This window comes from Mesorhizobium sp. M7A.F.Ca.MR.176.00.0.0 (genome assembly GCF_004023165.1).
Classification (GTDB): domain Bacteria; phylum Pseudomonadota; class Alphaproteobacteria; order Rhizobiales; family Rhizobiaceae; genus Mesorhizobium.
Window position 1 is genome coordinate 16,933 of sequence record NZ_RZTC01000084.1, and the last position, 11,067, is coordinate 27,999.

The 11,067-nt window shown below is 64.3% G+C and carries 12 protein-coding genes and 1 pseudogene; 3 read left to right on the top strand and 10 right to left on the bottom strand.

From position 1 onward, the window contains the following. Nucleotides 1-147: 147 nt before the first annotated feature. The 4 genes and pseudogenes from EOB59_RS24370 to EOB59_RS24385 all read right to left on the bottom strand — a co-directional run bounded on the left by EOB59_RS24370 (nt 148) and on the right by EOB59_RS24385 (nt 3,106). Nucleotides 148-1,236 (bottom strand): D-alanine--D-alanine ligase family protein, encoded by a 1,089-nt coding sequence (locus EOB59_RS24370; protein WP_128289416.1) that lies wholly within the window; start codon nt 1,234-1,236, stop codon nt 148-150. A 25-nt stretch (nt 1,237-1,261) separates the two neighbouring features. Beyond that, a pseudogene (locus EOB59_RS24375) lies at nt 1,262-1,877 on the bottom strand (C39 family peptidase). Nucleotides 1,878-1,979: 102 nt separating this feature from the next. Continuing rightward, complete coding sequence (locus EOB59_RS24380; RefSeq protein ID WP_127319408.1) at nt 1,980-2,495, bottom strand: hypothetical protein; 516 nt, start codon at nt 2,493-2,495, stop codon at nt 1,980-1,982. 182 nt (nt 2,496-2,677) lie between these two features. Next, nucleotides 2,678-3,106 carry a VOC family protein gene (locus tag EOB59_RS24385; RefSeq protein WP_127809852.1) on the bottom strand — a complete coding sequence of 143 codons (429 nt, stop codon included), beginning with the start codon at nt 3,104-3,106 and terminating at the stop codon, nt 2,678-2,680. Nucleotides 3,107-3,556: 450 nt separating this feature from the next. Here EOB59_RS24385 and EOB59_RS36635 point away from each other — a divergent pair, with 450 nt between their 5' ends. Next, complete coding sequence (locus EOB59_RS36635; RefSeq protein WP_245486729.1) at nt 3,557-3,718, top strand: hypothetical protein; 162 nt, start codon at nt 3,557-3,559, stop codon at nt 3,716-3,718. Here the strand turns inward: EOB59_RS36635 and EOB59_RS24395 are convergent. From EOB59_RS24395 to EOB59_RS24405, 3 genes are all read right to left on the bottom strand, one after another. Next, nucleotides 3,707-4,906 carry a PLP-dependent aminotransferase family protein gene (locus tag EOB59_RS24395; protein ID WP_174800357.1) on the bottom strand — a complete coding sequence of 400 codons (1,200 nt, stop codon included), beginning with the start codon at nt 4,904-4,906 and terminating at the stop codon, nt 3,707-3,709. The two genes, EOB59_RS36635 and EOB59_RS24395, sit on opposite strands and share 12 nt — an antisense overlap. 142 nt (nt 4,907-5,048) lie before the next feature. Beyond that, nucleotides 5,049-5,501 carry a GNAT family N-acetyltransferase gene (locus EOB59_RS24400; RefSeq protein ID WP_128289417.1) on the bottom strand — a complete coding sequence of 151 codons (453 nt, stop codon included), beginning with the start codon at nt 5,499-5,501 and terminating at the stop codon, nt 5,049-5,051. Nucleotides 5,502-5,742: 241 nt separating this feature from the next. Continuing rightward, the gene (locus EOB59_RS24405; protein WP_164895734.1) at nt 5,743-6,495 is read right to left on the bottom strand and encodes a pyridoxamine 5'-phosphate oxidase family protein; all 753 of its coding nucleotides are present in this window, start codon (nt 6,493-6,495) and stop codon (nt 5,743-5,745) included. Nucleotides 6,496-6,530: 35 nt separating this feature from the next. On the opposite strand from EOB59_RS24405, the gene EOB59_RS24410 reads away from it, so the two are divergent. After that, nucleotides 6,531-7,955, top strand: a complete 1,425-nt coding sequence (locus tag EOB59_RS24410) for a PLP-dependent aminotransferase family protein (protein WP_128289419.1) — start codon at nt 6,531-6,533, stop codon at nt 7,953-7,955. A 51-nt stretch (nt 7,956-8,006) separates the two neighbouring features. Here EOB59_RS24410 and EOB59_RS24415 read toward each other — a convergent pair whose 3' ends face one another. Beyond that, a complete protein-coding gene (locus EOB59_RS24415) occupies nt 8,007-8,501 on the bottom strand; it encodes a hypothetical protein (RefSeq protein WP_245481703.1) in 495 nt (164 codons plus the stop codon). Nucleotides 8,502-8,625: 124 nt separating this feature from the next. Between EOB59_RS24415 and EOB59_RS24420 the strand changes: the two genes are divergently transcribed. Continuing rightward, complete coding sequence (locus EOB59_RS24420; protein WP_128289420.1) at nt 8,626-9,225, top strand: DUF922 domain-containing Zn-dependent protease; 600 nt, start codon at nt 8,626-8,628, stop codon at nt 9,223-9,225. Nucleotides 9,226-9,297: 72 nt separating this feature from the next. On the opposite strand, the gene EOB59_RS24425 is transcribed toward EOB59_RS24420, so the two are convergent. Together EOB59_RS24425 and EOB59_RS24430 are read right to left on the bottom strand one after the other, a co-directional pair. Then, a complete protein-coding gene (locus tag EOB59_RS24425; RefSeq protein ID WP_128289421.1) occupies nt 9,298-10,356 on the bottom strand; it encodes a Gfo/Idh/MocA family oxidoreductase in 1,059 nt (352 codons plus the stop codon). A 49-nt stretch (nt 10,357-10,405) separates the two neighbouring features. After that, the gene (locus EOB59_RS24430; protein WP_164895736.1) at nt 10,406-11,065 is read right to left on the bottom strand and encodes an SDR family oxidoreductase; all 660 of its coding nucleotides are present in this window, start codon (nt 11,063-11,065) and stop codon (nt 10,406-10,408) included. Between the last annotated feature and the right edge of the window lie 2 nt (nt 11,066-11,067).

Sequence of the window (11,067 nt, forward strand, 5' to 3'; positions counted from 1 at the left end):
GTTTCGACGATTGGCCACGTGATGCCTCCCCTGCCAAATGCCATGATCGGGCATATAGAGCGGACGTGCAACTTTAGCCAACGATGAAATACGCCTCGCTCAACGGGCAATGATCCGGCCCGCGTCGGCCGCTCTCGACCGATCGGATCAGCGCGCCGCATGCCTGGCCAGCGCGTGCTCGATCAGCACGTCGATGGTCTGGCTGTAGCCGATGCCTGAGGCGGCCAGCGCCTTGGCGTACATCGAGATGTCGGTGAATCCGGGAATGGTGTTGACCTCGTTGACGAGCAGGCGGCCATCGGCGCGCAGGAAGAAATCGACGCGCGCCATGGCTTCGCAGCCGAGCGCCTGAAAAGCCTGACGCGCCATCTCCCTCGCTTTGTCGGCCACAGTGGCCGGGACATCGGCGGGCACCTTGACCAGCGCGCCGTCGGCATCGAGATATTTGGCCTCATAGGTGTAGAAGCCGTGCTTGCCGGCCGGAATGATCTCGCCGGGCAGCGACACCGTCAGCGACCCGTCGGCGCGCTCCAGCACCGAGAACTCGATCTCGCGCCCCTCGACGAATTCCTCGATCAACACTTTGCCGTCGTAGCGGAAAGCCGTGTCGATGGCCTGCTCGAAGCCATCCCTGTCATTCACCTTGCTGACCCCGAAGGACGAGCCCTGGCGCGCCGGCTTGGCGAAGAACGGCAGGCCGAGCATCCCGGCAATCTCCTGGAAGGAATGCTTGCCATTTCGATGCACGGTGGCGGAGCGGGCAACCGCCAATCCCGCCTCGCGCATCAGCCGCTTGGCGACAACCTTGTCCATGGCGGCGGCCGAGGCGAGAATGCCGCAGCCGACATAGGCGACATCGGCGACCTCGGCATAGCCCTGCACCGAGCCGTCCTCGCCGAACGGCCCGTGCAGCACCGGGAACACGACGTCGATGGGAGGCAGGTCAGGCTGCGTACCATCCCGAGCCACAGCGACCAGCCGGCCCTTGCCGCCAGGCAACAATGCAACCTCCGGGCCGTCTTCGGATGCCGGCGCCCCTGCCCCGTCATCGCCGATCGCCGCGGCGCGATCGAGTTGTTGCAGCAGCCATCTGCCGCTTTTGGAAATGGCGATCGGCACGATGTCGTAGCGCGTCCGGTCGATCGCCTTCAGCACATTGGCGGCCGAAAGGCGCGACACGTCATGCTCGGCCGAACGCCCGCCATAGAGGATGGCCACTCTTGTCTTGCCGGTCATCGAAATCCCTCGACTGTCAAAAAAATCACATGGCGACGGCAATGCCGCGATTGGCGAAGAAGCGGTCGAAATCGGCCGGCGCCAACACTGCGTCTGCCTGTGTGGCGGGGTCATGGCCGGACGGGTTGTGGAAGAGGAAACCCTGGTTGGATGCCGCCGTGACCAGCACCAGATGACCGCCCTTCGAGGGCGGCTCGCGCTCGGGCCAGCGGATCGAACTGCTGACCGACGCGATGAAGAAGCGCGTCCGCTGCATGATCGCCGGAATCTCCGCCGTCGCGACATTGGTCACCACCTCGGCCCGGAGTCCAAAAACCTCTTTCACGAAGCTGACGAAGGGCGCGTAGATCAGCCCCTTGATCGATCCCCCGTTGACGACATAGCCGCCATATAAGGTGCAGCGCTTGGCAAGCTCGATCGTCGGCACGATCTCGCCGCGGCTGGCGAGGATCATCTTCAGGCACGCCATGCCGCAGATGTTGGCCGCCCAGGCCGCATACTCATCGAGGGTCCGCCCCGGATCGCCGCCACAGCGGATCGCGCCTGAGCGCAACATCCGCGCCGTCGGCGAGCACGTCCAGCGTCAGGTCGGGCGTCTCCCACTGGCTGAAAAACGGCACGGTTTCAGGCAATGGGCTCATGCGGACTTCCTCGGGCGGCTGGCTCCATCTCGTATACGAGGATACGAGATGGATGAAAAGCCGCTTAGGCCCGTTTAGGTGTGGCGAGCCGTGCGCCGCCGCCTACTCGGCCTTCGTCCAGCCGAAAACCAGCCAAGCATATTTCGATTTTTCGTCGGGTTCGACAGTGTAGGTCATCTGCATGTCGCCGTCCTTGGCGTAGATATCCAGCCTTGGCGCCGTCTCCAGCTTGAGCCACGCCGAACTGTTGCTGAAGGACCAGGTTCCGCACCAGACGCAAGGCCCCGACGTCGGATCACCCGGCTGATGAAAATTGTAGCGGCCGTCCGCCGTGATCTCCAGATAGTCGAACGCGCCGTAAAACGCGGTCACTGTCTGCTGGAACTCGTTGGCGGCCGCTTCTTGTTCCGGCGTCGGCGCATCCTTCATATCGCGCGGCGGCCGGATGGCTCCGCCGTTGAGTTTCCATTTGCCGACAAAATCCTTCTGGGTCGGAAGATATTCCTCCTGCGCCTGCGCCGATGAAACATAAGCAAAAGGTGATATACTTGTGAGGCCCACGGCCCCGATCGCAAATAAAAGCGTGGCGGCACAGATCGCCCTTGTTGGGTTTTGCATAAAAAATGTATCTCCAAGGGGTAAGGGGAGTTTTATTGAGGATTTGCAGCGCGCGTTGCTTCCATACCGATTCCCGCCCGCCATTTGCACGGTTAGCATCGGGGCCACCAATCTGGCAACGCAAGGCAACTTCTCTCAGGCATCGCATGCGCCCGCGATCCGGCCGGCTGAATATCGGCAGCTTAGAAGGTGATCTTCACCGAAGCGGCGCTGCGACTATGCGGACCGTGATGGACGGCCTCGATGTTGTTGCCGTCGGGATCGAGCAGGAAGGCGGCGTAATAGCCGGGATGATAGGGCCGTTCGCCCGGCGCGCCATTGTCCGTGCCGCCAGCCGCCAGTCCGGCCTTGTAGAAGGCGTCGACCATGGCGTGGTCCCTTGCCTGGAAAGCCAGGTGATGGCGACCGGTGAGTTTTCCCTGTGCGGCCCGGCTGTCGGCAGTGGAGACAAACAGCTCGTCGGCCCAGAAAAAATCGTCGCCGATCCCACCGATCGGAACATCGATCGCCTGCAGGACCGCCTCGTAGAAACGCCGGCTGGCCGGGAGATCCCTGACCACCAGTTGGATGTGGTCGATGAGCCGGCCGCGATGCAATTCCTGGGTTTCCATAAAGATGCCTCCTCGTGAGGTTCGAATTTAGGTTCGGACAGGGCGTCGTCAATGCGGATACTTGTTCTATCCAGCAAACAAAAAGCCCGCCGGGAGGGGAGCCGGCGGGCCTTTGGAAAGCATGTCTAGCCTTCAGGGGTCTGAGGGGGGATCAGACCTGGTAAGAACCTTCGTTGGCCGCGGAGGTTCCACCCGAACAAAAAATTGCCGATGGCCCGTCGAAACCGCGGAAGCGGTGGAGGCGATTTCTTCGCGAGAGCACTCACAGTTTGGAACTTTCCGCTCACAACCGGGTTGGGTGCCCCGGTGGGAGGAATTGCGATTGGACTGTTTTCAGAGGCTCGAAGCGCTGGTCGATAGCGCCGGTGTCGACGATATCGAGGAAGCAACCGCTCTGCTGCGCCGGTTAAGGGCAGGTCGCGCGAGGTCGCGGCAGCCATCGATGAGTTCATGCTCGATTTCATGACGTTGGTCTTCGTCGTCGAAAACGGCGAAGCAGGTTTCGAAAAGCCGGTCCGCAAGCTTGCTCGCACCAGGCTTTCAAAGCTTGAGCGGCTGGTGACTGTGATGCCGGAGGAAAAGCCGGCCTCCGGAGCCGGCCTATCCCTTTAGGATGGCGGCTAGCCTTGGAATGCCTTCGCTCACCGCGCGCCGGTCGGCGAGCGTGAAGGACAGCCGCAGCGTGTTGCGCCCGGTGCCGTCGGCATAAAAGGCGCTGCCCGGCACGAAGGCCACCCGCCCTTCTTTCACCGACCGCGCCAGAAGCTCGGTGGCGTCGGCCCCTTCCGGCAACGTTACCCAGACGAACATGCCGCCTTCCGGGCGGCTCCAGGTCACGCCTTCCGGCATATTGGATTCCAGTGCCGAGAGCAGCCCGTCGCGGCGCTCGCGATAGGCGCCGATAAGTTTTTCCACCTGGCCGTCGAAGACGGCTTCGGCGACACGATGCATCACCACCTGGTTGATCGACGGGCTGTGCAGGTCCGAGGCCTGCTTCATCAGCACCAGTTTCTCGACGATGTGGCGCGGGGCGCAAACCCAGCCGACGCGCATGCCCGGCGACAGTATCTTCGAGAACGAGCCGCAATAGAGCGTGCGCGCCTTGTCGATGCCGCCGGACCTGATGCAGTCGAGCGCCAGGATCGGCGGCACGCCGTCGCCGTCATAGCGCAGCGCGCGATAGGCGGCATCCTCGATGACGGCGATGTCGAGTTCGCCGGCAAGGTCGAGCACCGCTTCGCGCTGCTCACGGTTCAGCGTGTTGCCGGTCGGGTTGGCGAAATCCGGCACCAGATAGGCGAATTTGGCCTTGCCGCCATTTGCTGCCGCTGCCGCGCGATAGGCATCGGGCGTCATGTTGCCGCCGGCCGGGGTCAGCCGGTCGTAGCGAGGCTCATAGGCGTTGAAAGCCTGCAGCGCGCCGAGATAAGTCGGCCACGTCACCAGCGCGGTATCGCCCGGCGACAGGAACAGTTTGCCGAGATAGTCCAGCGCCTGCTGCGAGCCGGAGGTGATGAAGATATTGGCCTCGTCACAGGCGACGCCGAGCTTGCCCATCTGCCCGGCGAGCCAGCGCCGCAACGGCAGGTAGCCTTCCGAGACCTGGTACTGCAGCACCGCACCCGCCTCCGCGCCGCCCAGCACCGAAGCATAGGCGTCACGGATCGCCTCGGCCGGGAACAGCGCCGGATCGGGAATACCACCGGCGAACGAAATGATGTCCGGCTGGTCGAGCAGCTTCAGGAGCTCGCGGATTTCGGACGCTTTCATGCGCGACGAGCGCGAAGCCAACAGATTCATAAGGGTCACGACACGCCTCCCCAGACGCTGCAATATAGGTCAACTTGGCTGACCTATATCAGTCTTTGCCGGCGCTTTGAATAGGGCCTGAAAGCCGTCCGCTATGCGCCAGCCGCTGGCCGGGCGGGACGGGGGCGGGAAACTACAAGGTTCTCTTATAGCCGAGATGGCTGCCGGTGAAGCCGAGGCTCTCATAGAAGCGGTGCGCGTCCGCGCGCGACCTGTCGGTGGTCAACTGGACGAGGCCGCAGCCGCGCATCCGGCACGCATCGATCGCCCATTCGATCATCAGCCTGCCGACGCCCCCCGAGCGCCGGTGGCCGGCAACCCGAACCGCCTCGATCTGGCCGCGCCACGCGCCCTTGCGCGAGAGCCCGGCCAGGAAAGATATCTGCAAGGTGCCGATCACTTCGCCGCCATCCACGGCCACCGCCAGCAGCTGATTGGGATCGGCGTCGATGGCCTTGAAAGCATCGATATAGCCTTGCGCCAGCGGCAAGGAGGCGTCCTCGCGGCCGGCGCCAAGCGGATCGTCGGCCAGCATCGCGACGATATCAGGCAGGTCGGAGGCCTGCGCACGGCGGAAGGTGATCATGGTGTCGAGATATCGCGAGGCGGCGGCAACGGCAAGGTGCCCTCTCCCTTCCCCCTTGTGGGGGAAGGTGGATCGGCGCGTCGGCGCCGAGACGGATGAGGGGTGTTCCAGCGGAGTGAGGCGTTGGCGTTCCCTGAAACACCCCTCATCCGACCCCGCTTCGCGAGGCCACCGCCCTGGGGCGAACCACTGGTCTCGCCCCGTCCTTCGGACCCACGAGGGGAGAAGGGAAAGGCGCGAATTACACCCCGCCCTCATACGCCAGCTGCGCCTGCGTCAGCGCGTCATCAAGTCTCGCACCCTCGGCATATCTAGCCAGATTCTGCGGCCGCTCCACACCGGGCAGCAGCCTCGGACACGGCTCGGCGGCGCCGACCACCATCCGCACCGGGATGACGCCGGCCCACACCGGATGCCCGTAATCCTCCTCGTCGTCGGCGACCCCCTTAGCGCGCACTTTGGCTGATGCCTCTTCGATGCGCATGCCGATCACCGTCGTCGCCTTGGCCTCCTGCACCGAGATCGGCCGCAGAGTCTCGCTCCGGCCGGGGTAGAAGCGGTCGACGACGCCGGCCAGCGCCTTCAGTTTCTCATCAGGCTCATCGATGATCCGCGCCGTGCCGAAACACATCGCCGAGCGGTAATTGGCGGAATGGTTGAAGCCCGAGCGCGCCAGCACCAGCCCGTCGAGATGCGACACCGTCAGACACGCCGGCGTGCCGTCGCGCAGATTGCGCAGCATGCGGCTGGCCGACGAGCCGTGCCAGTAGAGCATGTCGTCCTCGCGCCAGTGGATGGTCGGCGTGCAATAGGGCTGGCCGTCGAACGTATAGGCGACATGGCACAGCAGCCCGGCATCCAGCACCTCGAAGACTGCCGCATGGTCGTAGCTGCCGCGCTCGTGCAGGCGCTTGACGCGGTTGCGGCTGGTGGTCGGAAAGCTGGCTGGCGTGTCGTTCACGGCTTGCATCCTTGGTTGTTGTCTGCCAACCATGCGCCATGACATTGGTTGATAAAAGAACCAATCCGATGAAGAAAAAACAGACCAATTTGCCGGATTGGTCGGCGCTGATCCCGGTCCTCCCGGGCGACGGCCCGCGCAGCCGCGAGCTTTATGCGGCGCTCAGGCGGCTGATCGAGACCGGCGCGCTGGCCGCCGGGGCCAAATTGCCGACCACCCGGGATCTCGCACAGCGCTTCGGCCTATCGCGTTCGGCGGCGGTTGCCTGTTTTGAAATGCTGGTCTCGGAAGGCTTCGCCGTCGCCAGGATCGGTGCCGGAACCTTCGTCGCGCCTGACGTGCCGCATCTGCCGACAACACTGGTCAAGCCACGGCCACCCGAGATCGATGCCGCCACCTCGCTGCCTTGCGGCCTTGGCGTGGCGGTGTCCGATCCGCGCACGCTTAATTTGTTTCGCATCCTTCTGTCGCGCCACCTCGCTCGCCCCGGGCCGGAGCATTTCCGCTATGGCGATCCGCGCGGCGGCCTGCCGCTGCGCACGGCAATTGCCACCTATCTCAGGACCGCACGCGGCGTGCGCTGCGATGCCGGCCAGATCGTGCTGACTTCGGGCACGCAGCAGGGGCTGGATCTTCTGGTGCGCGCCGCGCTCAGCCCCGGCGATGCCGTCTGGATCGAAAACCCCTGCTATCCCATGGCGCAGGCCGTGCTGGCCGGCAGCGGCGCCGGGGTTTTTGGGGTACCGGTCGACACGGAAGGGCTCGATCCCGAGATCGGCGAAAGCCTGTGCTCCAAGGCGCGCGCGGCCTATGTCACGCCCTCGCATCAATATCCGCTCGGCGTGACGATGACGATGCGCCGCCGTCTCGCTTTGCTCGACTGGGCTCGGCGCAACGATGCCTGGATCATCGAGGACGACTACGACAGCGAGTTCCGCTATGCCGGCCCGCCGCTGACCTCGCTGCAGGGCATGGACGGTTCAGACCGTGTCGCCTATCTCGGCACCTTCTCGAAAATCCTCTTCCCCGGCCTGCGCATCGGCTATGTCGTGGTGCCCGAAGCGCTGCTCGATGCCGTGATGGCGGTCAGGGCGCGCTCCGACCGCTTCCCCTCGACGCTGGCCGAAGGCGCGCTGACCGACCTGTTGAACGAAGGCCATTTCGCCGCGCATCTCCGGCGCGTGCGCCGCCGCGTCCAGGCCGCGCGCGACGTCCTGGTCGCCGGCCTCGAGGCGCATTGCGGCGATGCCCTCGAAGTAACCGTGCCCGAACAGGGGTTGCATTTGATGGCGACGCTGAAGGACGCCGGGCCGGACACCGCGATCGTCGAGGCGGCGAAGGCGGCGGGTGTCGGCGCCAGGGCCTTGTCCTCAATGTTCATCGGCGGGGCGCCCCGGCAAGGTCTGGTGCTGGGTTTTTCGGGGTTTTCGGACGAGGAGTTGATGGCCGCGACGGTGCGACTGGGTGGGGTGGTTCGGCAGCAAGCCCGGTGAGCCAACGAGAACCGCCTCATTGGTGCGCCGGCATCGAACTGTAGAGCCCCGTCAATCCCCATCCGCTGGCCCGGCCTTGCCGCACTGCGCCAGCACCTTGCCGATGGCCGCGCTGGAGCCCTTCAGCGGAAAGCTGATCTCGCCATATTTGGCTGAACTGACCGACACATCGCCTTTGCCGCGCAGCAGGTCGAGCAGCGGATCGGCTTTCGCCAGATTGACCACGAAGTAGTTGTACATGGCCTCCAGCTGCAGTGTCTTCGTTACCGTCTTGCCGTCGGCCTTGAACGCGAACGAACCGCTGATGCCAGGTTCCAGCTGCTGGCCGGCGGCACCGAGATCGTAGCTCAGCACCGGCGTGTCGAAACAGGTGAGCATCATATGCGCATCGCCTTTCGGCCCGCCGCAGACCGAAGCCGTCAGCACGCTGCCGCCCTCGTCTTCCTCCATCTTGGCGCTCCAGCCACCGCACGACGCGGCAAACGCCGGCTGCGCGGCCTGCACGACGGCCAAGGCACCAGCGACGATGAGATGTGCAATTCTCATGCATGACTCCCCCAATTGACTGCCTCCAGGGCATTTGCAGCGCCCGTCGGCAGCATATAGGAAAAAGCGATCCGATGGCATTGCCTTTGTTGCGGCAGCCGGTCCTGTTTCGTGGAGAGTTGGATTGAGAGCCTGCGTTCGCCTGTGTCTGTCCTTTGCCGCCCTGCTTGCCTCGCCGCTCACCGCTCGTGCCGAGTGGAAGCCGGTCGAGAAAATCGAGCCCTACGCGATCTCGGGCCGGTCCGGCGCCGAACTCTACCGCTCGATCGGCGAGAAAGGGCCAAAGCTCGGCATTGCCCGCGCCATCGCCTACACCAATTTCAAGCTGACCTGGGGGTTAAGGGACTACAAGCCCAGTGGCAAGGACTGCGTGCTGACGGCCGGGCGGCCGAAGCTGATCGTCACCTACACCTTGCCAAAACCCTCCGGCTCCCTGTCGCCCGCCGTCCAAGAGAACTGGGAAACTTTCATCGCCGGCGTAGCCGCCCATGAGAAGGTGCATGGCGCCAGCATGGTCCAGATGGTCCACGACATCCAAGCCGCGACGAACGGCCTGACCGTCGCCGACGATCCCAAATGCAGCAAGACAAGGGCCGAGGTGGTCAAGCGGCTCGACGCAATCTCGAAGGCGCGGGTGCTGGCAAGCCGCGATTTCGACCGCGTCGAATTCGGCAATGGCGGCAATTTGCAGAAACTGGTTTTTTCGCTCGTGACCGGCCCCTGACTGGCGCAGCCTCCAATCCGAAGTTGGCGGCAGTGCTATCTTCGACCGCTGGCGCCGGCCGCTTCGCCCAGCTCACCGCATTTCCGCACTCGCCCTCAGCTCCGCCCGCTTCTCGTCCGAGACGACGGCCAGATCCAGCACCTTCTGCAATTCGGCGGCATGGCGGAAGGACGGTTCGGCCTGCACGCCGGTTCGCACAGCGTCAGTGAAACGCTGGTAGTTGGTCGGCACCGTGCCGGCGTCGAGCTCTTCCCATATGGCGTCCTCGACGTTTTCGCCGATGCAGGCCTTGAGCGTCGAACCATCCAGATTGTGCACCACTTCAATGCCACCATTCTCGCCATAGATGCGCAGGCGCAGCTCGTTGAGATGGCCAGTCGCCCAGCGGCTGGCATGCACCACGCCGAAGGCGCCGTTGGAAAAGTCCAGCGTCATGGCGAAGCTGTCATTGGCGTCTAGCCCGTAGTCGCCGATGCGGTTGCCGGGCGCCTTGTCGAAGGCGCGCAGCCGGCAGAAGACATGGTCGATGTCGACGGCTGCGCCATAGCTGGCGAAATCGAGGATGTGGATACCGACATCGCCAAGCACGCCATTGGAGCCGTGGCCGCGTGACAGGCGCCACAGCCATTTCGGATCGGTGCGCCAGTCGCCCCAGAATTTCGACACCAGCCAGCTTTGCAGGTAGGACGCCTCGACATGCCTGACGGTGCCGATCTCGCCCGCCTGCACCATCTGGCGGGCCCTCTGCAGCGCCGCCACATTGCGATAGGTGAGGTTCACCATGTTGACGATGCCGGCGGCCTCGGCGGCGTCGGCCATCTCGGTCGCCTTGCCATAGTTTTCGGCTAGTGGCTTCTCGCACAGCACCGGCTTGCCGGCGGCTATCAGCGCCATGGTGGTCGGGTGGTGGATGCGGTCCGGCGTGACATTGGCCACCGCGTCGAACTCACCCCATGTCAGCGCCTCCTCCAGCGCGGTAAAGCGGTTGGGAATGTCAAAACTGTCGGCGAACTCGCCGACCCGTGCCGGATCGACATCGATCGCGCCGACAATGTCGACGCCGTCGATGGCGGTGAAGCGCCGCGCATGTTCCTGCGCCATCCAGCCGGTGCCGAGTATCAAAAGCCGCATTCTTTGCTCCTTGGGGTGAGATGCCGGGATCCCCTCCCGGCCGACGCCCTCAAATAGCGCGTATGATGCCGCCGTCGACCCGGATGTTCTGGCCGGTGATGTAGCCGGCGCCTTCGGACGCCAGGAAGGCGATGGTCGCGGCGATCTCTTCCGAGGTGCCATAGCGCTGCATCGGCACACTGTCGCGGCGTTCTTCTGTGGCCGGCAGGCTGTCGATCCAGCCGGGCAGCACGTTGTTCATGCGCACATTGTCAGCGGCATAGGTATTGGTGAAGATCTTGGTGTAGGCGGCAAGCCCGGCGCGGAACACAGCGGACGTCGGAAACATCGGGCTCGGCTCTACCACCCAGGCGGTCGAGATGTTGATGATGGCGCCGCCCTTCTGCTTGACCATCTGCGGCGCCACGATGCGCACCGGACGGATGACGTTCAGCAGATAGACATCCATGCCGGTGTGCCATTGCTCGTCGGTGATTTCGAGGATCGGCGCGCGCGGCCCGTGGCCGCCGCTGTTGACCAGCACGTCGATGCGGCCAAAACGTTCGAGCGTCAGGTCGACGAGACGCTGCAGATCTTCATTGGATTGGTTGGAGCCGGTGACGCCCAGCCCGCCCAATTCCCCAGCCAGCGCCTCGCCTTTTCCGGACGACGAAAGAATGGCGACCTTGAAGCCGTCCGCCGCCAGCCGCTTGGCCGCCGCCGCACCCATGC